The sequence below is a fragment of the Candidatus Contubernalis alkalaceticus genome, assembly GCF_022558445.1.
Taxonomy (GTDB): domain Bacteria; phylum Bacillota; class Dethiobacteria; order SKNC01; family SKNC01; genus Contubernalis; species Contubernalis alkaliaceticus.
The window spans coordinates 1561889-1585714 of record NZ_CP054699.1 but is presented as its reverse complement, the minus strand read 5'-3'; the positions used below and the strand labels follow the sequence as shown (position 1 = coordinate 1585714).

The window sequence follows — 23826 nt, the reverse complement described above, 5'->3', positions numbered from 1 at the left end:
CCCGCATGTTTATATGTGATATTCGCTACCAGTATAAATACGGTTTTTATTTTCTCTATGCAGTAATAGCGGCAGCATACATCGGAATTCTTTTCATACTGCCTGAAGAATGGCTGCGCCCAGCCGCTGCTCTGATTATTTTGTCTGACCCTGCTGCCCTTGGTTTTTTCTTCATTGGGGGGATAGTATTATTGGAAAAGGGAGAGGGGCTTCACAGCTATTTTTCCATTCTGCCGGCTGCAGCTGGAGAGTATGTTATGGCCAAGGCGTTATCGCTATCGCTGATTTCTACACTGGTAGGAACTGTTATTGCCGCGGCATCCCTTGGAAGCCAGGTTAATTACCTTATATTGGTTGTGGGATTACTTACAGGTTCTGCAGTATTTACTATGTTTGGTTTAATGGTGGGTACTATGGCCCGATCCGTTAATCATTATTTTGTTATCGGCCTTATAGTAGGAACTATAATAATGCTGCCTGCCATCCTTACACTGTCTGACATTACACATCCTTTTTTTGAAATATTTCCAGCGGCACTGCTTCTGCGTCTTCTTTATGGTGCAGTGGGTCTTGGTTTGCCCTATAATGTGAACTTTGCTGTGATAGGCTTGATTATATGGGTGCTCCTTATATATAGGCTGGCAGCAAGGCGGTTTTCACTCTATTTGATGGAGGCAGGAGGGTAAAGTCTATGATTACTGTTTGGAAAATTTTTTCCATAGGTTTTCGTCAGATTCTGCGGGACGGGATGCTGTTCATACTGCTGCCGGCACCATTTTTATTAGGAGCAGCCCTGCGTTTTATCATTCCCTATGCAGATGGAATACTCAGTCAGCAGCTAAACCTTTCTCTTTTCCCCTGGTATCCCATTAGTGACGCATTTCTATTAACAATGACTCCGGTTATGATTGCCATGGTATGTGCATTTATTGTGCTGGATGAACGGGATGAATCGATCGGTGTTTATTACAGTATCACCCCTTCAGCCGGATGGAATTACCTGATTGCCCGCATAGGGCTGCCAATGGTTTGGGCTTTTGCATCGTCTGTTATAGTTGTTTTGCTGTTTGGCCTGGCAGTGGATAATATTCCAGTCATATTAACTGTTAGCGTTATTTCAACTCTGCAGGGAATCATTTTCTTTATGCTGCTGGTCACCCTGGCCGGGAATAAAGTTGAGGGCCTGGCCCTGTCCAAAATAACCAACATTTTATCCCTGGGTCTGTTCGTTCCCTGGTTTTTGGAAGCTCCGTATAGATATCTGTTTGGTTTTTTACCCAGCTTTTGGATAGGGCAAATGATTCACTTTGCCAGTCAGTTTGGCCAATCTATTCCCCTATCCTACATTGCCATGGGTGTTTTAAGTTGGCTGATTTGGACAATATTTTTATCCCGATGGTTTTTGCAGCGGACCTGATATGTTAATGTCAGGCTCATTTAAATTATCACAATATATATGAATTGCGTCTCTAAGTAACATAGAAAACCCTGGTTTAATTTTGCCAGTATGATTTAGGTGCCGTTATAATTTTTAGGGGAGGGGGGTGAGACATATGTGGCGAGACTTTCGACTAAAATGGAAAGAAAGGTGGCTTTCCCTTCACATACTAACCACCGCATGTGGTAATCAGACTGGTTTTCTTCCTCCACGCTTCATCTTCTTCACAATTTTTACTACAACCCATCCTATGATCCCTACAAATAAAATTACCAGCATAGGAAATAAGACCGAAATTACTGCCATTACAGTGGAAATAACTGTTTCCAGAAAAGAAACTGCCGGATTGGCGCTTCCTCCAGTCATTGTTGTAGAACCGGTATGAACCACATTACTGGCAACCTTTCCGGCCAGTGAAAACCCCCCACCGGCAATAAATGCCAGCATCCAGGTAAGAAGGGGGCTTGAAGTATTTAAAGATATTTCTTATTTTTTGTTATATAATTATTCTGTTCATTATCAAATTTCACCTTTAAATTTGGAAGAATAACTAACCCCATAGACTGTGTTTTATTTAACAACATTTTATTTTAGGGTTTAGCCTTTTCCAGGAAGGGCCCACTTAATACCGAAGTTTTTGAGATGCTGATAATTGCTTAAAAATAAGAAAGGGATGAGGATGAGGATGAGGAGTTTGTGGTATGAAAAGCCTGCCCGGGAATACAAAATTAATCTGGTTGACTTGAAAGAGAAAATAAAATGAAAAGGCAAAGCATAAGAAAGACCCTTATACTTATTTCATTTTTACTGTTTCCCATCACAATTTATTACCTTTCCCCTTATTTAATTATCCTGGGAGCTCTAGAAGGAATCGCCGCAGGAAGTTTCGTATTTTTCGCATTATTATTTGTTTTTTCCTTATTTCTTGGCAGGGCTTACTGCGGATGGCTGTGCCCTGGCGGAGGTCTTCAGGAATGCTGTCAGATAGTTTCCACACGAAAAGCAAAGGGAGGAAAGTTTGACCGGATATAATATTTTATATGGGTCCCCTGGTTTACAGGTATTATTATTTCAATCATAGCTGCCGGAGGACTACAAAGGATTGATATATTTTACCATACCTGGCATGGAATATCCGTTACCCAACCCGGGGACTATATTATTTATTTCGGTGTGGTCATCTTGATCGTAGCGCTGGCACTTACCGCTGGGAAACGCTCTTTCTGCCATTATAGCTGTTGGATAGCACCTTTTATGGTGATAGGATCAAAAATTAAAGACCTGGTCAAAATCCCATCACTTCACCTTGAATCCCAAAGGGAAAAGTGTATCCAGTGCAAAAAGTGTGACAAAGTTTGTCAGATGAGCTTAGCTGTACAGGGTATGGTGGAAAGTGGCTCAATGTCAAATATGGAATGTATACTCTGCGGACAATGTGTAGATTCCTGCCCCAAAGGGGTCATTCACTACAGCTTTGGACTACCCAAAAAAGAAGCTGTCATTAGAATTTCCTCTACTGGAAATAAATTTCCCACTAATTCACCTCCAGGTAACAATTCTAAAAAAGATTATATTAACGATCACTCCAAATAGCTAAATGATTCTAGGAAAGCCAGATATTCTTCCATGAATATAAGTGGTGAAAAAGGTGCACAGTCTAAGAAATTTTGTCTTTAAGTATGATTTAAAAAATTAATTATTGGAATAAAAGGAAGAACAACATGATAAATACCCAGAAAGTTAGAGGTCTAATTGAATTAATACGGCCAGAACTACCATTTGCTGCGGGAGTTAGTGTAATCATAGGGGAAGTAATTGCCCTTGGCAGTTTTCCTTCGTTTTTTGACTTAATCGTAGGTTTTCTATGGGGCTTTTTTTTATCGAGCCCGGCAATGATTTTAAATGATTATTTTGATATTGAAGTTGACAGGATCAATGCACCCCACAGACCATTACCCTCCGGATTAATTTCACCTGCTGAGATTATTTACTTAACTGTCGTTACTACATTGATAGGCTTGGCAGTCTCTTTTTTTATCGGACTGTCGGCTGTATTCTTATACATTGTTTTCTGGTTGGTTGGTTTCCTGTACAATTGGAAGTTTAAAGAATTGGGCATAGCGGGGAATTTAATGGTCAGTTCTTCGGTAGCCGTTACAATAATCCTTGGCAGTTTAGTTGTTGGACAGCCATGGAATAAAGTTGTATGGAGCATTAGCCTCATGTTATTTTTCTTTAATCTTGGAGAGGAAATCGCCGCAGATGCAATGGATATGGAGGGAGATAAGAAAAGAAATGTTAAATCCATAGCCATACTTATTGGGAAAAAAAACACCCTTCGCCTTTCTGCTTTATTATTTATACTTGTGATAATTCTTAGTTTTCTCCCAGTCTTTTGGAATTTACTAGGAACCAGTTACTTGATAATAATTTCTATCATGGATCTGATGATACTATACTTTGGAATCAAGTTGTTAAAAAGTCAAACCACCAAAGAAGGCCGGGTTTATATTCGCAAATTATACCTCAGTGCGCTGATTGGAATGCTTGCCATAATCATTAGCAAGCTAATTGTATGGTGACGGTATGGTTCCGTATTAAATTGAGAAATTCTTAGAAAATGGGAACTCAAAAGGGTAAAGACCATTGCATTCTACCGGAAATATTGTTTTTTGCAAGTGAAAATTCCTCACTTTTGCAAAAATTTTCCCCCAGGCACCGGTGGGGAATTTTTATGTTAACTTTTGGGCCATTTTCTTTGAAATAACATAAAATCATAAAACCAAAACACCATTTATGTTAAAATATACCTGTTTTAAAGTGCCATGCTGTACAAAAGCTACCTACTGAAAAGAAGGAAAGCTTCTCCAGACATTACAGCATGACACCATTGGCCTGGATTATTATTGCGGCAAGATCCCGCACCCCTTGTATCTAAAAAAATAGCACTTCATTTTCACTGACTCGGCTTAAAGCTAGGTTAATGAAGACTCTCTCATCCGATTGCTCGGCCCTGGGAACAGCAGCAGGTGGCAATGATGCAACACCCTATCCAATATGGCTCCTGTCATCTGTTCATCATAAAACACATTAACCCATCTGGAGAATTCAATATTTGTGTTTATGATTAAGGACTTTTTTTCATAGCACTCGGATACTACTTCAAACAGCAGTTGGGCACCTATCCGGTCCAGGGGAACGTATCCCCACTCATCACAGACTATAATATCTGCTTTTAGTATTTGCTTCATAAACTTTGACAAGGTACCGTTTTTCTTTGATTCTGAAAGCTTATTCACCAACGCTGCTGTCCTAAAGAACTTAGTTTTTATGCCTTTTTTACAGGCCTCTACTCCTAAGGCGATTGATAAAAAGGTTTTTCCGGTACCAACATTGCCATACATAACAATATTGGTGTTTGTATCAATAAACTCGCAGTTCTTAAGATATTCAGGTGTTACGGCTTTTGGCAAGGTAACTTCATCAAATTTGAAGCCTTCAAATGTCTTGATTGTGTAAAATCCAGCACTTTTGAGGAGTTTATCTTTCCTAGCCGCATCACGATGTTCCAGTTCCGATTTAAGTAATTTTAACAGGTATTCCTGATGGCTCTGGGCTTCTATTTTCTCAGACATTTCCACAATGTTTCGGCTTAATCTCAACTCTTTGCAGCAGGTGGCAATTTCACTGGTCAGCATTTTGTTCACCTGCCTCATTGAGTTTTGCGTCATAGTCAGCCAGATTGGGAGCATACAGTTTGAACTCTGGTATATTTTTTGCTACCCTGATGGGGGCAAGTTCAATCACGTTTCCGTGTAAACGATTATGGAGGCTTACCAGACTGTCGGTATCTGTTACATCGTATTGCAGGGCGCTAGCAACTGTTTCTACAGCACAAGTAAACCCGCTTTTTTCTGTCAGTGTGGCAATTATCTGTAGGATTTTGCCTTTATCGCTTTTACTGCATTTTTCCAGATAATCATTAATGGATTCGGGCAACATTTGGTAGATGCCAGTATATTTCAATGCTCCAGGACAACGGGACAGCTGAGTCAGGTAAGGAAGCCACTTCATGCTCTGTTGCTTGTAGTTTCCGTAAAACCGATCATGCCGGACGATTTCCCGATGGCTTTCATCCAAGGGAATTACTTTATTGGCCGTAATTTTAATTAAGACCCGGCTGTTTGCATATTTGGGGGACACGGAATATTCATAAAGGCCGTTGTTAAGATAAAATCTGCCATATCCGTTGGTTTTAACGGTTATGTATTTGCTGACATCTAGAGGTACTGCCGGCAATTCCAAAAGTGCTTGCCTATCTTCAGAATGCAGCATTTCTATAGTGCCGTCTTTTCGATAATGCTCCCGTTGGGCATCGATTTCACATTTTTGCAGCAGCTCTTTGTTAAACTCAGCTAGGCTTTTAAACTGTGGAATTGGCACTAACATATTTCTTCGGTGGTAGCCGACTTTACCCTCAACATTGCCTTTTTCGTGCCCAGAGTCTGCATTACAAAAGGCTGCTTCAAATCGGTAGTGTTCCATAAATCTTATAAAACCGTCAGTCAAGTTGCGCTCTCCGTTTTTCAGAATCTTGGTGACCATGGTGCTTGCATTATCAAACCAAATTCTTTGAGGAACGCCACCGACGTGTTCGAAGATGAGCATTAGTCCTTCAAAAAGGCATTCCTGGTTCTCTCCCTTAAACAATTGGCAGTAACCTTGGTTGCTGTAAGGGAAGGAAAGGTTTAGGTATTTGCCGCTGTGAATCTGGCTGTTTTCATAAAAATCAGCGTCTCCAAAATCACCTTGTGCTTCTCCCGGGATATGCTCCAGTGGAAGGTGTCCGGATTGTTTACATTTGCCGAATATCTCTTTTTTCTTCTGAGATACATAACCGGCTACAGATCTGTAAGAGCAGTCAAATTCTTCTTTGTACTTTTCATTCAGTCTGTTAAAGACTCTCTGGGCTGTATGCCGTTGTTTGACTTTGGCTTTTTTGTCGTCTAAAAGCCATGTGTCTATATCTTCTTTGTAAGGGTCAAGTTTTGGAAACTGCGATGTTGACTTGATAGTAGGCTCCTCTTCATTCCAGTCTTCTTTTTCAAGATAAATGTTTATTGTCTTTCGATCATGCCCTGTTTCCCGTTTTATTTCGCTAACATTCTTACCTTCCTCGAAAAATAGTTTTCTGATATACTTTACTTGGGTCATTGTAAGCATCCTCCATTCCTCTTCGTAATCTAGTTCCAATTACAAGGATATTATTTTTGGGTGGTGCCTTCAATGGCCTTTTGCAAAATTGGGGAATTTACTGTTGCAAAAGTGAGGAATTCCTTTTGCAACTTTGTCCAATTCTATTATGCAATAAATAGGAAATATGAAAGAGTGGATATGAAGACGGTGACAGATAATCCCGATGGAGATGGGTTAATTAAACTTAAGAAAAAAAATGGCCAGAGCATCAGAAGAATGCAAAAGCCTTTTTTTTTAAAAATCCTGTTCGGTGTTCAATTGACCTGGACAGGATTTTTAGATTTTTCATTGGTTAGCTCCTTATTGCTTTTACTTGATTGCAGATGTGTTTGGTTATATAATTAAAGCGGAGGTGGTAACATGGAAAAATTACTAACAGCTCAAGAATTAGCAGAAATATTAAATTTATCGGTGGATACTATCTGGAGGTATACTCGACAAAAAAAAATACCTGTAGTAGAGCTGGGCGAAAAACAATACCGGTATGAAATAAAAGCAGTATTAAGCACTCTGGAAACACGAAATCTATCTGTTAAAGAAGAAGAATATTCAAAATACTCAAAAAAGAATAAGTATACTTACGATGATTACCTGAAGATTCCTGAAGAACCGGGCTATCGATTTGAAATCCTAGAAGGATTTCTGGTAAAAGAACCATCTCCCTCCGTTCAGCACCAACGAATATCTCGGGAATTAGGACGTCAGTTATTAACTTTTTTTGATAACTTTGATCCTGAGGGCGAGCTTTTTTTTGCACCTTTGGATGTTACTCTATCAACCAGTATTGTTCTTCAGCCAGATATAATGTTTGTGTCTGGGACTCGAAAACAAATCATTCTCAAGGATCGAATTGACGGTATTTGTAATTTAATCATTGAAATCATGTCACCAACAAATCGTCGAAAAGATCGCCTGCATAAGATGGATATCTATCGAAAGGCAGGGATTCCTCACTACTGGATTATAGATCCTGAGGAAAACACATTAGAAGTTTTTATGCTTAAAGATGGAAGTTATTCTCTGATAAATGCATTTAGCCCAGGCGATAATTTTAACCATCCTGAATTTTCCGGTTTGAATTTAAATCTGGATAAGGTATTTCAACGTCCTGAATAACTGGTGAACCTCTCTCGAGGGTACCATTTGCTGTGGGGGTTAGTGTAATCATAAGGGAAGTAATTGCCCTGGGCAGTTTTTCTTCTTTTTTTACAGGATGGAAAGCTGGTTAACGTTAAAAGCAAACAGGTCCTCATTTGATACAGCATATATTCCTGTTACCTTTTCTAGCGTTAACCATATACTGATAGTATATATAATGATTAATTGAAAGAAATCTGGTTAAATCATAGATAGATTCTAGACCTAATAGACCTAATAATAAGATTAGAAGAATTTCTTCCAGTTATATTTTTTTGAAAGGGTGATCATATGCCTACGGTTACTGCGAGCAAACTATGTAAAGTTATGAACGGAAAATGGATCAAAGGAAAAAGAAAAACAAAAATTTATGGCATAATCAACAGATATACTAAGGTAAAACCGGGTTTTTTGTAATTTGATGTTAAAGAGGCATTTCAGGGCAAGACCCCTTTTGGGGATTTTTGGAAGGAGTTGCCCCTTCCTGAAATCCCCAAGCAACAACTGATAAGGATTTTCTGCTGTTCCTACAACCTCATTTCGTCCTCCTCCCGCTGTTTTTTTTGTTTAAGCCAGCGGGAGGCAAAAAGGTAAGTTAAAGCGATAAGAATCGCACCGCCGGCAAAGGCAGCCCCTGGGAAACGGGAGGCAGTAGTTTCTGCATCGGCATCCGCAAGAGCTGCTGTATCCAGTTTCTTTTCAATGGTGGTGGAAAGAGGGATCTCTTTTTCATAAAGTTCGCCGTATTCATCTTCATAAGACAGAAACAGCGTTCCCGCGGCCCTGCCCGGCGTTTCCGAATCGACCCGAAAGTTAGTGGTCCCGGTTTGGGATTCCCCGGGGGGAATTGTGCCCACCAGGAGGCTGCCCCCGGTGCTGAGCCCCGGCACTTCAAATTTCAGCAGCGCGTTGTAAATTGTGCTCTTCCCCAGGTTCATCAACGTCATGGTGAAAGGAGCAGTATCTCCCTGTGTTACCCGGGGTGGTAGGGAAGGCTCTTCATATTCCAGGCGTACAGGCTGGCGCACCGGCAGGATGATGCGGTCGGAAGCGCTTATTGCACCTCCCTGGCTGTCCTCATATTCCATCATAATAGTGGCGGTGTGGGGTTTAGACTGTGCCACTGCCACTGCGGCAACTGAAAAGCTCCAGGTATAGCTGCCTCCTTTGGCAATCTGCCTCTGATATTCTGCCCCGGTACCCCCGGGCAAAATCTCACCGCTGTCTTCTACAAAGGAAAGCTTAATATTTTTTACATCCTGCAGGCTGCTGGTGTTTCGTATGGTCACGGCAACCTGTGAACTTTCCCCCGCTTCCAAATAACTGCGGTCCAGGACATAGCTTTCCACCATCAGCCTGGGTTGAGAGGAGGAGGGTGAGGGCTCAAGTTCTGAGGTCATGGGGTCGATGCCGTCGCTGATGTGAACATACAGTATAAACTCCTGGGAAAAAGCTTCTCCGTCATCAGACTTTCCGCTGACCGTAAAGGTGATAGGGTAATTTCCGTTGACCCGTTCCGCCGCCAGGGCAAAGGAGAATTGGATTAAATAGCACTCTACTGTCTGGCTGTCAAAGGTATAGTTTTTTTTGCTGAACTGTTTCTCATAGTTCTTATAAACGAAGGGAGAAACTGCCGGGTCCCCCAGGTTGACGCCGGCCGTAATTGGGGCCGTTACCGATTCAGACAGCAGGGGGAGGGCCACAGCGGCTGTACCGCCGGATACGGAAGGCAAATAGCCCTCTGCATAGCTGTTTTTCATCCCTTCGTAAGCATGCCCGGTATCGATGGACAGCGCCGGGCCAAAACCAAATACATCAGTCTGATTTATCTCTGCCGCTGACACAGCTTCATCATCACGCCCCAAAGCCGCAGTAACGGTGCAAAAAAACCATGGTTATTAAGATGAGGCAAACCGTCCTTTTCATTTCATCCCTCCGTTCATACCGCTGCTCTCAAAGCTCACGGATGTTTTCCACGATGCTGTCCCTGAAGATACCGTTCACCTTGGAGCGCAGGTTTAGATAACATATCCCAAAGAGCACTGCCACGAACAGGAGCGGTTGCCAGGAAGGAATAGCTCCACTGAGATCCATCCGTTCGACGGTCAGCAGCCAGCCGCACAGTGCCAGCTGTACTGCCATACCGATGGCTGTGCCCCAGGAAAACATGGATATAAGCTGCCACAGGTACGAGCGTACTATCTCCCGCTGAGAGGCTCCCACTGCCCGAATGGTGCCAATTTCCCGCCGACTGGCCCGTATGCGGGCAGACAGAGCGTTGTTTATCATGCTGACACATATGGCGAAGAACAGCAGCAGCACCGCGCCGGCTGCCATGATCAGTCCGTAAACCATTTCTCTGTTTTCTCTGGCCATGGACACGTATGATCTCAGATCCACGCCGGAGGTCCGTGCCGCAATCTGCCTCAGGTTTGCCTCCAGGTATTCCTCCATGGCTGCATCGGGACTCTCGGATAGGGTGATGGCAAGGGAATCATAAGGAACATCAAACCCCAGCGCAATAAGCCCCTCTGTGGTGGTGAGGATACTGCCCACTTCGTGAATATAGGTATTAAAGTAACTCTGCAGATACCTTTCCCCGGCACGGGGTTCCAAAATAGCACCGATGGTGACCGTTCTGTCGATTCTCACCACGTTCTCCGGCAGCTTACGGCTGCCATCTTCGTTAAACTGCTCCGGCCCTTCAGGATGTGCCGGGTCATCATTGAACAGCAGGCTTAAGGTAATGGTATCCCCTGCACGAAACATGTCATTTTGATATACAAAACTGTAATTGATGGCATCGTCAATAACGTAATCGTAGCGATAAAGATAGGTATCGCTGCCGTAGGTTTTCCTCATAGAGGCCGTACTCCGCCGGGGCAATGATGAGGACCTCTTCCCCGAAGGAGAGCCTGTCAATATTGATTCTACCCGCAGAAACGAAGGGAGAAAGCTTTTCAAGAACCTCTGCATCTACCCCGCAGCAGTCCACGGTGAGATAATCTTGTGCATACCCGTATTTTGCCTTACTTTCCAAGTAGTCCAGGTGCTGCTGATCCTGTCGCTGTTGAGCCTCCCACTGACTGGCTTCTGGAATATGAATTATGGTATTTGCCTGTAATTCCGGGGAGAGATAGGTGAAGCCGTAGTGGTTGCTTTTGGTAATATAAGGTGTGATGTTGTCCGTGAGAATCTTCAGGCGCAAAAATTTTTCACCTGTAACCGTTTTAACCATAGAAAGTGCAGCGGCATCATTTTTATCCTGCTGGGTAATGCCCGGCTGGTTGATTGAGTATTCTATCAGCCAGTCCCCGTGCCGGGAGGTTTTCAACAGTTGGTAGTCGGCTCCATAGTCCCATACGGCCTCCTTTAACACGGGAGCTGCCACCAATACCACCAGCGACATCAACACGATGCTCACTGCCAGCATGGCAGTAATGCTGATCTGCTTGTTTTTATAGAGCGTCAGGCTGCGGTGGGCGATGAGACGGGGAACATCAAAAAAATGCCTGCTCTCTACTCTGCATTTCCTTATCTTACGGGACAGTTCCACCTCCCGTATTGCCTGCATGGGGGGGATTCTGGCCGCCTTTCTCAAGGGGATCCAGGCGGCGGGGATGACGCACAGGACTCCGGCCGCTGCCGCTGCGGCGATGAGCAGCGGGTCAGGGCGAAAGGTGTAATAGTCACCCATGGCTGCGGTGATGCCCCATACCGTCAGGCAGGAGAGTACCAATGCCAGGGGGATGGAAAAAACAGAAAGCAGAAGTGTTTCCCGGCCGAAGATATGGCGAATCTGATTTTTGGTGGCGCCCACTGCCCGGAGCAGGCCGATCTGCCGTTTCCGTGATTCCAGGCTGGCGGAGAATGCGTTGACAATGCCCAGACAGGCTGCCAGCACCAGCACTAAGGCTATGACCATGAAGAATACAGAGGTGGTTACGATAGAATTGCTGGCTTCATCGTAGTACCGGTTGGAGAACTGGTAGCTGGTGCTGGCGATGTTAGCCAGGCCGTAATCATTCGTTAATTTATATTCTTCACAGAAAAGTTTCAACTGTTCATATGAGGTGCCGATGTCCCGGCTGGCATAGCGTCCATAGCAGTTTATAACTGCCCTGCCTCCCGGGGGAATCTGCTCCTCTGCCGAGAGAACCCCTGCGGGAAAATCATTGTACACGGGAAAATTAGGGACCCATTGTTTCAAATTAACCTGTTTGTCGTTAAGTATTCCCACCAGAGTATAACTATTTTGCACCGGTGAATCCATAAAGCCGCTGCCGTCGGGGACCATCAGGGTAAGCTTTAGGGTGTCGCCCACCCCTGAATCTGTCCTGAGCCGTGCCAGGGCGCTCTGTTCCAGGGCGATTTCCCCGGCTTTTTCGGGCAGCCTGCCCTCCAGAGGATCATTGTGAGCCAGGTTAAGGGCGGTATCATCGAAAACCGCAATGGAAAAGCCATTAGCCTGGTTCTGCCCGTCGGGGAGGACGTAGCCCAGGATTTCTGCAGTTCCGTACCGAGAAAAAACGCCGCTTACCAGCAGTTCCTCCAGCGGGGCATCCTGGCAGTTTAATAAGATGGCATCCTGTTCCCCCATACGGTGGTAGTGCCTTTCCCTCAGGGAGGTGGACATGGCGGAGGCAAAAAGCAGCGCTGTGGCGGTAAAAAAAACCGCCAACACTATAGCTGTAATCAAAAGTACATACTGCCTGCGCCTGCCCCGAATGTTGCCCATTGCGATGGAGTTGATTGAAAGATTTGTCTGCACCCCTCACACCTCCTGCCGGGAGCTGTCCTGGGCGATGCTTCCATCCTCCAGGGTAATAATACGCTCCGCCTGTTCAGCAATGTTCAGGTCGTGGGTGACCAGGATGAGGGTAACACCCATCTCTTTGCCCACATATTTTAGCAGAGAGAGTACCTCTTTACCGGTCTTCCCGTCCAGATTACCTGTCGGTTCGTCGGCAAACAGAATAGCAGGTTTGTTAGCCAGAGCCCGGGCGATGGCAATGCGCTGCTGCTGGCCGCCGGAAAGGGCACCGGGCAGATGATGAAGCCGGTCTTGAATCCCCAGCAGTTCCACCAGCATGGAAATATACTTTTCTTCCGGCTTTTTCTTGTCCAGCAGCACAGGCAGCAGTATATTCTCATAGGCTGTCAGCTCCTGAACAAGATTATACGCCTGAAAAACGAACCCAAACCGGCGCCGGCGCAGGATGGAAAGCTGGTTGTCATTATAAGCGAAAAGATTTTTGGACTGATAAAGAACATCGCCTGAGGTAGGATACTCCAGTCCGCCCAGAATATGAAGAAGCGTTGATTTCCCTGAGCCGCTGGGCCCTTTTACTGCACAAATCTCTCCCTGTTCAAAGCCAACAGTAATGCTGCGCAGGGCATGAACGGTGCTTTCACCGCTGGCATAGGTTTTATTCAAGCTGCTGCATTGTAAAATTTTCATGATTGTTATACCCCCTTATGCCTTAATCCTATCAGCCATACCTTTCATTTCCGTGACGCCGGCCTTACAATTCCGTAAGATTAACCTATAGCCAATACTCCTTCCAATATGGGAAAACACAGTATGACCTTTAGACCTTGCTTCGTATTTTCAGCATAGATAGTCCCGTGGTGCTTTTCTACAATAGCCCTGGTGATGGCAAGCCCGATACCAACGCCTTCATTTGACGGGGCCCGGGAAGAGCGGTAAAAGCGCTGAAATATTTTCAGCAGTTCATCTTCCGGTATCCCGCCGCCGTTGTCTTCAACAGTTACGTTAACAGAGGTATCTGTGGTTTCAAGGGAGACCTGAATCCTGCCCTCCGGTTCGGTATGTTCACAGGAATTTTTCAAAATATTCTTCAGCGCCTCCCCCATCCAGTACTCATCACAGCGCATGGCAGCGCTGCCTGTAACCCGGTATGTTTTTTCGGGATACAGTATCTGCAGCTCTTCCCAAACCTGTTGGGACAGCTGGAATAAATCCTGTTGGGAATACTGCATTTCGTAAGTGTCTGCCCGGAGTTTTTCCAGCCTCAGCAGAGAGTAGATCAGATGCTCCATGCGTTCTATCAGCACCAGCTGTTTCGGAAGGTGCTGGCTGCGATTGTTATTGTTATCCATCTCACAGTAGAGTTTCAATGCCGTAAGGGGTGTTTTCAGCTGATGGGAAACGTCGGTGATGAAGTCGGCATTTTTTTGACATGACTTCTGAGTGTTGTGATGTTCCAAAAGCAGCCTGTTTTCCAGCTCAACGACTGAGTTTTCCAAAAGGGCAAACATATCGTCGTCCACACTAAATATTGGGGTTTCAATCCTGCCCTGGAGGAAACCCATAATTTGCTCATGCATATTATAAATTTTTTTCTCCTGCTGCCTGCCCATGCAGATACACAGTACCGATGCCGCAGCACCTGCCACCAGCACCCCTAAACCAATCCACCGGGTTGCTCCCGTACCAAAGCAAAATAAATAAGCGCCCAAGGCCGCTGCAGTTCCTGAGAGTATAGCGATGAGCCTCATTGTTTGTCCTCCCATCGATAACCGATTCCCCGTACTGTTTGAATATGGGTGCCGCCAATTTTTTCCCGCAGGCGGCTGATGTGTACAGAAAGGGTGTTATCATCTATAAACAGACCTCCATCATCCCAGATGGTCTGCAGCAGGATCCGCCGGGTCAACACTTTTCCAGCGTTGCGAATCAAAGCGGATAAAAGCTGAAATTCGGTGGGCGTTAAAAACAATGGTTCATCTTTGTAATAGACGCTCATTTTTTGCAGGTCTACCCGCAGACCATCCTTATTGTAGACAAGAAAGTTATTCCTCCTAAGCAGTGCTCGTACACGGGAAAGAAGTTCTAAAAGGCGAAAGGGCTTTGTCACATAATCGTCACCGCCGGCATCTAATCCCCGTACTATTTGGATTTCGTCATCTCTTGCGGTTAAAAAGAGAATAGGAGTGTCTTTCCCGGTGCTGCGCCAGGCGGTGCAGAGATCCAGGCCACTGCCGTCCGGAAGCATGATATCCAATATAATTAAACTGTAGGTGTTTTCTTCTACCAGGCGCAGCGCTTCTGTGCAAGTACCGGCACAATGAAGGGAGTATCCCTCCTGTCGGAGCAGCTGGCACAGGCCGTCCTGTAAAAAAATATCGTCCTCTACAATAAGCAATTTTATATTCATGGCAAAAACCTCTAAGAAGATTTTAGATTCAATATCAGTATACCACAAGGAAATACTCGTGGAATATGTGGTGGAAAGGCTTACGATATTGTAAGAAAACACCATGATTTTTTTATGTCATTAATCCTAAATTCCTAAATTCATATTGACATATACAGTTTATCTATATATACTGATACTATATAGCTAATCTTCATATAGCAGAACTGTATAGATCTATTGAAAGGATGAATATTGATTATGAATCGAGAAAAGTTTTTGCCATTAACAGAAACCACATATTACATCTTGTTGGCTTTATCATCCAAGCCGTTTCACGGTTATGCAATTATGCAAAAAATAGAAGAGTTAAGTAAAGGTACGGTGAGAATTGCTGCAGGTACATTGTATGGCGCATTAGAAAACCTGGTAAAACAAAAGTTAATTATACCGGTGCAAAGTGAAAATAAGCGAAGAAAAACATACAAATTAACAGATATGGGTAAGAGCATTTTATTTTTAGACTGTGAACGTATGGAACACATGGTAGCAATAACTAAGGCAACAAATTTTATTATCTAAAGGAAGAGGAGGCTAAAAATTCGTGATTAAATATAGGTTTTTTATCGACTTTAGCAAAGAAGAGAAGTGGTTAAATAAAATGTCTAAAAGCGGATATGAATTTGTATCAAAAAACAAGCTGGGAGGATATATTTTTCGTGAAGCTGAACCCAATGATACCACAATACGTATGGATTATCGATTATTTAAAAAAGAGATTGATTTTCAAGATTATTGTACATTATTCGAGGATAGTGGTTGGAAGCACATTGCAGGGAAAAAAAGTTCAGGAAATCAATATTTTGCTAAAATAAAAGAGAATGCAGCAAATGATATCTTTTCTGACAATGCTTCTAAAGCCGGCAGGTACAAAAGAATATCTGAGATGTGGTTAACCACATCCATTATATTTATACCAATGATGGTTGCTCTCTTATGCACAGGTGCAATTGATGTTAATGCATTGTTGAACCCTAAATTGCTTTACTTTACCCCAATGCTGTGGGAGAAGACAGGATTAGAGTTTTGGTACGCCTTTTTATTTGAGACACCCTTTGCTTTGGTGAGAGGATTATTATGTATTTTTTTTCCAATTGCTATTTTTCTTTCTCTTTATTTTGCTCTTCGAGCATATTTCTTCCATAAACAATCATTTAGTAATTAAGTATTCTAATTTAAATGTCAAGAAAAAATCAAAAAAATATCTCAATTGAGCAATCCAAATTCTTTGGGTTAAAAACGCACCGTATTCAAGGAACCCTTGATGTTTTAAGAAAGCTAGTCATGGGGCAGTGGGATGAAAAATTTCAGGTAGTTCCCCCCGGTAAGGAAATCAAACTATGGGACTTTTCTTAGGGACTTTTCTGAGGTGACTTGCATGATAAAAGGTAAAAATATATTTAAGAGCACGGCTGAAGCAGCAATTTAATAGAAAGAACCTGTCCTGCTGTAAAGTGAAAAAATACTATCACCCGTATTTTTTATGTTATTTTTGGAAGAATACAGATAAATAGTTAAATTAGTAAAAATATATTAGACACAGCAGTAACAGGAGATGAGATGAAATTTTTTAATATTTTTTTTAAAAAAAGTCAAAAAAATAAAGACAATTATTCCATAAATATTAGTAAAGACATAAACAAAAATATAAACAAACTGAAAAACGATTTTGGGCACTGCACAGATTTGGTTGTAAATTATCTGATAAACCATAAAAATTTAATATGCTTAATTGTATATATAAAAAGTTTAGTAGATGACAGCACGATCAACAGTTTATCTTTAGAACAGGCTAAATTAAAATGGGAATATGTAAATACAGCACCTGGCCCTAATTTTAATGAGTTAATGGGTTATTTTTCAGGGTTAAGGGATACCAAAGAAGGTTCTGATTATGAAGCTCTGTGTGCTGAGTTGTTATCGGGAAATACGATTTTTTTGATTGACGGCTGCAATAAATATTTTTCAATAGACACCGATACCGATGAAGGCAGGTCTATTGATGAACCTACTTCACAAACCGTAATAAGAGGCCCTAAAGATGCATTTACAGAAAGAATAGAAAAAAATACCATGCTTATTAGAAAACGTATTAAAAACAGGGCATTAAGAGTAGAAAATTATTCTTTGGGGAGCATCACCAATACAACTGTGAATTTGATGTACATAGACAAAGTAGCCCAAGAAGAAATAGTACAGGAAATAAGAAACAGGCTTGGCAGGATAGAAATTGACGGAATACTGGAAGGATCTTACATTGAAGAATTAATTAAAGATAACAGGTACTCCATATTTCCTACTTTCTTGAGTTCCGAAAATCCTGATTCCGTTGCTGCTGCTTTACTGGAAGGTAAGGTGGCAATTTTAGTTGAGGGGACCCCTTATGTATTGACAGCACCTGCACTGATGGTTGAGTTCCTGCAGGCGAGGGAAGACTATTACCATCATTTTATTATATCTTCAATGATGAGGATCTTAAGGTTTATAGTTTTTTTTATCACTCTTTTGGTGCCGGCAATATATATATCGGTGACAACATTTCACCAGGAAATAATTCCAACTCCGTTACTGATCAGTATCGTTGCACAGCGGGAGGGAGTTCCTTTTCCTGCCTTGGCTGAAGCCCTTCTTATGGAATTTACTTTTGAGATATTAAGAGAAACCGGCGTAAGGATGCCCAGGGCCATAGGGCCTGCGATTTCTATCGTTGGGGCGTTGGTGCTTGGGCAGGCAGCGGTAGAAGCCGGGATTGTATCGGCGGCTATGGTTATTGTGGTTTCAATTACTGCCATATCCAGTTTTGCCATACCTAATTATGAATTGTCCAACGCCATAAGATCCATAAGGTTTGCTTTAATGCTTTTAGCAGGAGCATTTGGATTGTACGGCGTAATAATGGGATTGATAGTGCTGGTACTTCATTTGTGCAGTATAAAATCTATAACCTGCCCGTATTTAATGCCCATTGCCCCCAAAATAGCAGGTGAAAACAAAGATACTTTTTTCAGGTTTCCACTGTGGAAAATGAAATACAGGCCTGCAGGGATCAGCGGGACGGATGCGGCAAGGATTGATGAGGGCAGCGCAGTAAGCAAAAAACAAAGAGGAAAACAGGAAATCAGGTGATTGGAACAAAGTGAAAAAAATATTAATTATCCTGTTAATGATTTCAGCCATATTCTCTTCTGGATGCTGGAGCAGTAAAGAAATAGATACTCTTGCTATTACGGTAGCTGTAGGTATTGATAAATCCAAAGATGGTTATTTACTGACAATGCAGTTTTTAAATCCCAGAGCCATAGCTTCAGATAATCCCAATATATCTCCTTTTACAAATTATTCGGAAGAAGGAAAAGACTTAAATGAGATAATGAGGAGATTATCTACAAAAACAGGTAGAAAGATATATAACTCACATTTAAGAATTGTTGTAATTAACGAAGACATTGCTAAAGAAGGGATAAAAGATTTGCTTGATTTTTTTGCCCGTCATCACGAATTCCGCACTGACTTTTATTTTGTTGTAGCCAGGGGAACAACTGCAAGGGAAGTGCTATGCATATTACCTCCCCTGGAACTGGTATCTGGTATAAAATTGCATGATTCGCTGGATATTTCTGAGAAGGAATGGGCCCCAACAAAATCAGTTAGAATAATTGAACTGGTTAACGATATTATTGCAGATGGGATAAATCCGGTACTAACCGGAGTTGAAATCAGTGATGAAGAAATTTCAACTAATATGATGCCTACAAAAACACTAGAGTCCTTGGGAGCAAGTGAATTAGCCAACAGAGCACAGTATGTTGGGTTGGGGGCCTTTAAGGAAGATAAGCTGGTAGGTTGGCTTAATGAGGATGAGAGCAAAGGATACAATTATATAATTGGAAATGTAAAAAGAACTGTAGGATACGTAAACTACGGGGAAAAAGTAAAAGTTACATCTCAAGTGATGAAGGCTAAATCGGTTAAGAAAGCTTTTTTCATTGATGGGGGACCTGCTGTGGAAGTGGCAATAAGCCTGGAAGCAGATATTGAAGCGATAGAAGGCGATTTTGATATTTTAAAGGAAGAAAATAAAAAAATAATAGAAGAATTAATTGCTGAAAAAATTAAATTAATGTGTGAAAATATTGTGAAAAAAGCACAAAAAGAATTTAAAACCGATATTTTTGGTTTTGGGGAGGTTATACGGAGAGAATATCCTAAATTTTGGAGAGAAATAAAAGATGATTGGAACAGCGAATTTGTAGAGCTTCCTGTTAGTATTGCCGTGGAAACAAAAATTAAGCAGTTAGGGCAGATAACAGAATCGTTATTTGTAAAAGGGCAGGACTAAAATGGCTATAATTATGATATTAGCGGTATTAGTTTTGGGAGCAGTATTATTTAGGGTGGAAGTGCCCAGAATGAAAAAAGAAAAACTTCACAGAGAATTGTGGGCATTTTCGATTCTCCTTGGAGTGGGGATAGCACTTGTGGCAATGAAAAGCCTTGATGTAGAGGTGCCAAATCCCTCAGATTTTATCGCCTGGTTGTATTCTCCGGCTGCCGATATTATGAAAAGCCTGTTGGAATGAGAAGTTATTAAATTGAAAACTGAAATATAACTGCTGCAAATGGCTGTGTTCAGAATGAAAAATAAGCATTAGCTATGGATTTGGGTGGTGTGCATATTTGAACAATATTAAAATAACGGATCATCAACTGTTTTCATTAACCGCCAATGGTGCTATTGGAGGTGCTGTTATAGTTATCGGCGCCACATTAGCGGGGATTGCAAAACAGGATGCATGGATAACAGCTTTAATCACTCCACTATTTGGAATTCCGGTTATATGGGTATACTGGTATTTGGGCAGTCAACATCCAAACATGACCTTTGTTGAAATAATAAAAAGGATACTGGGAAAATGGATTGGGTTTATTGCTGCAGCTTGTTTTGTATTTTTATGCCTGCAGATAGCTGCTCATCTGCCCTGGTATATTGGCAATTTTATAACTATTCAAGTAATGCCCGAAACACCGGCATACGCCATTAACTTTTTATTTGTGGCAGCATTTATGATAGCGCTGTTGTATGGAATAGAAACAATTGCCCGGGCTTCTGAGATGTTTATATATTTTGTATCATTCTTATTTTTTTTGGCAATGATTCTTGTTTTACCCAATGCAAATATAGAGAATCTGCAGCCTGTGTTGGAAAACGGCGTGATTCCAATATTAAAGGGTTCTGTATTTTTATCATCTTTTATAACGTTTCCTTTAATTACTCTAATGATGATATTTCCAGTGAATATTAATGATATGCAACAGGCTAAAAAAGCACTATTCAAAGGCTATCTTTTTGCGGGCTTAATCATTTTTATTACAATTCTTATGTCTATTCTGATACTGGGGGCAGTAATGACTGCCAAGTCTCAGTTTCCGACATATATGCTTGCGAAAGAAATAAATGTGGGAATTGTATTTTCAAGGCTTGAGTTTATTATTACAGCTTTATGGCTTTTTACGCAATTTATAATCGGTCTTTTGTTTTTTTATGCAGGGGTGATAGGACTTTCACAGCTGCTGGGGTTGAAGGACTATAAAAAGATTGTAATACCCCTCAGCCTTATTATTTTAGTCATGACAGAGGTAGTATTTCCAGATACTGTATATCAAGTTAACTGGGTAAATACTGTGTGGGTACCATACATTATTACCTACGGGTTAATTCTACCTGTTTTGCTGCTGCTGGTTTTTTTGATTAAAAAATTGGTATTAAAAGTTGAGATACTATAAAAAGTTAAAGGGATTAGCAAGTATGATGTAGAAAAAAAGAGTATATATTTTCCAATCAATAGTGTAGAAAAGATGTGACTTAAAGTGATATTGCCCACATAGTAGATGAAACAGGTACTCGCGCAGTTCTGGCAAAAGGTATTATTGACTTTCCTGTTCCAAACAGTGCCACGCCTGAGGAAGCCCTGCGTATTTCAGAAGAGTCGTTTAAGAACTGGAACTCTCATCCTCGAATTACTATTTCTTTTTCTGCTCATGCACCTTACACCTGCGCCCCGGAACTGATTCAAAAAGTCAAAGCTCTTGCCGATCAATATCAAGTACCTTTTAACATTCACCTGGCTGAAACCGAAGCAGAAGTAGAGCAGATTATAGAACAGTACGGATTTACCCCAGTTGGTCACCTGGAAAACCTTGGAGTTTTGAGTAGAGTAGTAATGTTATAGCGGCCCACGGAGTGCACTTAACGAAGAAGGATATTAATATTCTTGCTCTACATGATGTTTCGGTGGCACATAATCCCGTAAGCAATATGAAACTTTCCAGTGGAGTTGCACCTGTTCCGCAGCTGTTGGAAGCGGGAATTAAGGTTGGTTTAGGTCCCGATGGAGCGGCCAGCAAAAATAATCTTGATGAATAGCTTAAAATATAATTATAAGGCGGAATTACCATGCTGGAACAAGCAAAAAAAATACTAAAGAAATATTATGGTTATGACTCCTTTAAGCCAGGGCAGGAAAAAGTGATTGGATCGCTGCTGGAGGGCAGAGATACTTTAGCAGTTATGCCGACTGGAGCCGGGAAGTCTGTTTGCTACCAGATACCGGCTGCGGTTTTTGACGGGGTAACCATTGTAATTTCTCCGCTGATTTCTTTGATGAAAGACCAGGTAGATGTTTTGGACAACCTGGGACTGCCGGCCACATTTATTAACAGTTCTTTAAAAGGCTCTGAAGTGAAAAATAGATTGGCCCAGGCGGCTCAAGGTAATTACAAGCTTATTTATGTAGCCCCAGAGCGGCTGGAAACCGAAGATTTTGTTGAACTGCTGAAAGGTATAAATGTTTCTTTTTTGGCAGTGGATGAAGCTCATTGTGTTTCGCAATGGGGCCATGATTTCAGACCCAGCTATAGAAAAATAGGTCCCTTTGCGGAAAAGCTTTCGAAAAATATTTTAATCGGAGCATTTACCGCCACAGCTACGGAAGGAATAACAAAGGATATAGGCAAGTTCCTAAACCTTAAAAGGCCCAATGTCTATGTCACCGGTTTTGACCGGGCTAACCTGTCTTTTGCTGTTCTTCGGGGTGAGAATAAAAGTAGATTTGTGCAGGATTTTCTTGGAGAGGATAGGAACAAGTCAGGAATCATTTACACCGCTACTCGAAAAGAAGTGGACAATTTGTTTGAAACATTGGTTAGGAAAGGTATCAAATGCGGCAGATACCACGCAGGCATGACAGAAAAAGAGCGGACCTCGGCACAAGAAGCTTTTCTAAAGGATGACATAGCGATCATTGTTGCTACCAATGCCTTCGGCATGGGAATTGACAAATCCAACGTACGTTTTGTAATTCACAATAACATGCCCAAGAACATGGAAGCTTATTACCAAGAAGCAGGACGAGCCGGCAGGGACGGTGAGTATGCTGAGTGCATTTTGCTTTTTTCTGCTCATGATATTATGCTGCAAAAATATTTAATTGAGCAAACCGTTTTTTCGCCCCAGCGCCGTACAAATGAATATAAAAAGCTTCAGCAGATGGTAGATTACTGCCATACCTCAAGGTGTTTGCGTAAATATATTCTGGAATATTTTGGAGAAGAAGAAATTAAAGATAATTGCGGTAATTGCAGCAACTGCAGTGAAGATTACGACTCCGCAGACATCACAGTAGAGGCGCAAAAAATATTATCCTGCGTATTTCGCATAAAGGAGCGTTTTGGCGCTACGGTGGTGGCCGAAGTTTTAAAAGGTTCTCAGAACAAAAAGGTAAGGCAATTAGGATTTAACAGCCTTTCCACCTATGGTTTGATGAAAGATTATACCCTTCAGGAAATTAAAGATATGATAAACCTGCTTACAGCGGAAGGTTACCTGCACTTAACTGAGGGAGGTTTCCCGGTACTGAAACTAGGGACTGGTGCCGCTGCAGTTCTGAAACAGAAAGAAAAGGTCTGGCAGAAAAAACGTAAAAGAAAAGAGATGGTTAGGGATGATACCTTGTTTGAGAAACTACGGATTTTGAGGAAAGAAATTGCTGACAGAGAAAATATACCACCCTATATAGTATTTGCAGACAGCACCCTGCGGGAGTTAAGTGCTCTTCGTCCTCTAGATGGAGAGTCTATGCTCAAGGTTAAGGGTGTCGGAGAGAATAAACTGGCCCGTTTTGGTGAAGAGTTTTTATGGGTAATTAGACAGCATAATACTGAGGAAGAGTAATTTAACAGAAGTGGCTTTTAAATAACAACTTTGAAGTTGGGATGGAACTGGCTATCGTCCCTATAAGACATACGCCGTAAAACGTTCTTTAAATAGTAATATTTGCATAGCAGAAACTGTTAATATTTGCTGAAACCTCTTTTAAAAATAGCAATCGGAGTGGCCGCCGTTAGCCGGGTGACAAGGAACCTGTCACCCTTGTCACATTGAGCATCTTCACACTAATATCTGTAATTCAAAGTGATCCGAATCCATACCAAAAACATCATTGGGCAGGTCAACCTGAAGTACTCGCAGAGGGGTCAATTGATTTGTTTCAAAATAGTCATTGATTTTTTGTTGCTGCGTTAGAGCATTATCTTTATTATAGCAAACACAAACATAATTCCCGCCTTCAATTGTAGATAATACTGAGTTATTGGAGTTTTCATCTCCAATAACTGTATTATAGATTTGAGCTGGATAAAATTGTCTATTTTGTTCAGTTGCACATATTATTCCGGTTTCATAAGCATTAATAAGATTGTTTTCTTCTATAATCTTAA

At 41.9% G+C, this 23826-nt stretch carries 24 protein-coding genes; 15 read left to right on the top strand and 9 right to left on the bottom strand.

All coding sequences use genetic code 11. The annotated features are described in order from the left end of the window. Window positions 1–5 precede the first annotated feature (5 nt). Window positions 6–686, top strand: a complete 681-nt coding sequence (locus HUE98_RS07755; RefSeq protein ID WP_241423277.1) for a fluoroquinolone export ABC transporter permease subunit — start codon at window positions 6–8, stop codon at window positions 684–686. 5 nt (window positions 687–691) lie between these two features. After that, window positions 692–1417, top strand: coding sequence for a hypothetical protein (locus tag HUE98_RS07750; protein ID WP_241423276.1), 726 nt, complete (start codon window positions 692–694; stop codon window positions 1415–1417). 210 nt (window positions 1418–1627) lie between these two features. Here the strand turns inward: HUE98_RS07750 and HUE98_RS07745 are convergent, their stop codons facing one another. Next, entirely contained in the window at window positions 1628–1921 is a 294-nt protein-coding gene (locus HUE98_RS07745; RefSeq protein ID WP_407080307.1) for a DUF4126 domain-containing protein, read from the bottom strand. A 276-nt stretch (window positions 1922–2197) separates the two neighbouring features. Between HUE98_RS07745 and HUE98_RS07740 the strand changes: the two genes are divergently transcribed. The 3 genes from HUE98_RS07740 (at window position 2198) to HUE98_RS07730 (ending at window position 4020) form a co-directional block, all read left to right on the top strand. Then, window positions 2198–2470 carry a 4Fe-4S binding protein gene (locus HUE98_RS07740; RefSeq protein ID WP_241423274.1) on the top strand — a complete coding sequence of 91 codons (273 nt, stop codon included), beginning with the start codon at window positions 2198–2200 and terminating at the stop codon, window positions 2468–2470. A 222-nt stretch (window positions 2471–2692) separates the two neighbouring features. After that, entirely contained in the window at window positions 2693–3031 is a 339-nt protein-coding gene (locus HUE98_RS07735; protein ID WP_241423273.1) for a 4Fe-4S binding protein, read from the top strand. Window positions 3032–3159: 128 nt separating this feature from the next. Further along, window positions 3160–4020, top strand: a complete 861-nt coding sequence (locus HUE98_RS07730; protein ID WP_241423272.1) for a UbiA family prenyltransferase — start codon at window positions 3160–3162, stop codon at window positions 4018–4020. 393 nt (window positions 4021–4413) lie between these two features. Here HUE98_RS07730 and istB read toward each other — a convergent pair whose 3' ends face one another. Together istB and istA are read right to left on the bottom strand one after the other, a co-directional pair. Further along, window positions 4414–5136, bottom strand: a complete 723-nt coding sequence (gene istB, locus HUE98_RS07725; protein ID WP_241421684.1) for an IS21-like element helper ATPase IstB — start codon at window positions 5134–5136, stop codon at window positions 4414–4416. Further along, window positions 5123–6652 (bottom strand): IS21 family transposase, encoded by a 1530-nt coding sequence (gene istA, locus HUE98_RS07720; protein ID WP_241423271.1) that lies wholly within the window; start codon window positions 6650–6652, stop codon window positions 5123–5125. Before istA ends, istB begins: the two co-directional genes overlap by 14 nt. 402 nt (window positions 6653–7054) lie before the next feature. On the opposite strand from istA, the gene HUE98_RS07715 reads away from it, so the two are divergent. Continuing rightward, window positions 7055–7810, top strand: coding sequence for a Uma2 family endonuclease (locus tag HUE98_RS07715; protein ID WP_241423270.1), 756 nt, complete (start codon window positions 7055–7057; stop codon window positions 7808–7810). Window positions 7811–8358: 548 nt separating this feature from the next. Here the strand turns inward: HUE98_RS07715 and HUE98_RS07710 are convergent. The 6 genes from HUE98_RS07710 to HUE98_RS07685 form a co-directional block, all read right to left on the bottom strand. After that, on the bottom strand, window positions 8359–9696 hold the full coding sequence (locus HUE98_RS07710) for a COG1361 S-layer family protein (RefSeq protein ID WP_241423269.1): 1338 nt from the start codon (window positions 9694–9696) through the stop codon (window positions 8359–8361). A gap of 88 nt (window positions 9697–9784) precedes the next feature. Beyond that, entirely contained in the window at window positions 9785–10693 is a 909-nt protein-coding gene (locus tag HUE98_RS07705; RefSeq protein ID WP_241423268.1) for an FtsX-like permease family protein, read from the bottom strand. Continuing rightward, window positions 10638–12602: an ABC transporter permease gene (locus HUE98_RS07700; protein WP_241423267.1), complete on the bottom strand. Its 1965-nt coding sequence runs from the start codon at window positions 12600–12602 to the stop codon at window positions 10638–10640. The genes HUE98_RS07705 and HUE98_RS07700 overlap by 56 nt, the downstream gene beginning before the upstream one ends. Window positions 12603–12605: 3 nt before the next feature. Beyond that, window positions 12606–13292: an ABC transporter ATP-binding protein gene (locus HUE98_RS07695; protein ID WP_241423266.1), complete on the bottom strand. Its 687-nt coding sequence runs from the start codon at window positions 13290–13292 to the stop codon at window positions 12606–12608. 80 nt (window positions 13293–13372) lie between these two features. After that, on the bottom strand, window positions 13373–14353 hold the full coding sequence (locus HUE98_RS07690; protein ID WP_241423265.1) for a sensor histidine kinase: 981 nt from the start codon (window positions 14351–14353) through the stop codon (window positions 13373–13375). Then, window positions 14350–15012 carry a response regulator transcription factor gene (locus tag HUE98_RS07685; RefSeq protein WP_241423264.1) on the bottom strand — a complete coding sequence of 221 codons (663 nt, stop codon included), beginning with the start codon at window positions 15010–15012 and terminating at the stop codon, window positions 14350–14352. The genes HUE98_RS07690 and HUE98_RS07685 overlap by 4 nt, the downstream gene beginning before the upstream one ends. Before the next feature lie 240 nt (window positions 15013–15252). On the opposite strand from HUE98_RS07685, the gene HUE98_RS07680 reads away from it, so the two are divergent. The 9 genes from HUE98_RS07680 to recQ all read left to right on the top strand — a co-directional run bounded on the left by HUE98_RS07680 (window position 15253) and on the right by recQ (window position 23281). Further along, window positions 15253–15573, top strand: a complete 321-nt coding sequence (locus tag HUE98_RS07680) for a PadR family transcriptional regulator (protein WP_241423263.1) — start codon at window positions 15253–15255, stop codon at window positions 15571–15573. Between the two features lie 22 nt (window positions 15574–15595). Next, the gene (locus HUE98_RS07675) at window positions 15596–16216 is read left to right on the top strand and encodes a DUF2812 domain-containing protein (protein WP_241423262.1); all 621 of its coding nucleotides are present in this window, start codon (window positions 15596–15598) and stop codon (window positions 16214–16216) included. 395 nt (window positions 16217–16611) lie between these two features. Continuing rightward, complete coding sequence (locus tag HUE98_RS07670) at window positions 16612–18177, top strand: spore germination protein (RefSeq protein WP_241423261.1); 1566 nt, start codon at window positions 16612–16614, stop codon at window positions 18175–18177. Window positions 18178–18187: 10 nt separating this feature from the next. Continuing rightward, window positions 18188–19390, top strand: a complete 1203-nt coding sequence (locus HUE98_RS07665; RefSeq protein ID WP_241423260.1) for a Ger(x)C family spore germination protein — start codon at window positions 18188–18190, stop codon at window positions 19388–19390. Window position 19391: 1 nt separating this feature from the next. Further along, a complete protein-coding gene (locus tag HUE98_RS07660) occupies window positions 19392–19631 on the top strand; it encodes a hypothetical protein (RefSeq protein WP_241423259.1) in 240 nt (79 codons plus the stop codon). A 97-nt stretch (window positions 19632–19728) separates the two neighbouring features. Next, window positions 19729–20835 carry a GerAB/ArcD/ProY family transporter gene (locus tag HUE98_RS07655; protein ID WP_241423258.1) on the top strand — a complete coding sequence of 369 codons (1107 nt, stop codon included), beginning with the start codon at window positions 19729–19731 and terminating at the stop codon, window positions 20833–20835. An 89-nt stretch (window positions 20836–20924) separates the two neighbouring features. Then, window positions 20925–21281 carry an amidohydrolase family protein gene (locus tag HUE98_RS17995; protein ID WP_407080306.1) on the top strand — a complete coding sequence of 119 codons (357 nt, stop codon included), beginning with the start codon at window positions 20925–20927 and terminating at the stop codon, window positions 21279–21281. After that, complete coding sequence (locus HUE98_RS17590) at window positions 21278–21475, top strand: amidohydrolase family protein (RefSeq protein ID WP_277623730.1); 198 nt, start codon at window positions 21278–21280, stop codon at window positions 21473–21475. The genes HUE98_RS17995 and HUE98_RS17590 overlap by 4 nt, the downstream gene beginning before the upstream one ends. A gap of 30 nt (window positions 21476–21505) precedes the next feature. Further along, window positions 21506–23281: a DNA helicase RecQ gene (gene recQ, locus HUE98_RS07645; protein ID WP_241423257.1), complete on the top strand. Its 1776-nt coding sequence runs from the start codon at window positions 21506–21508 to the stop codon at window positions 23279–23281. The last annotated feature ends 545 nt before the right edge of the window (window positions 23282–23826 follow it).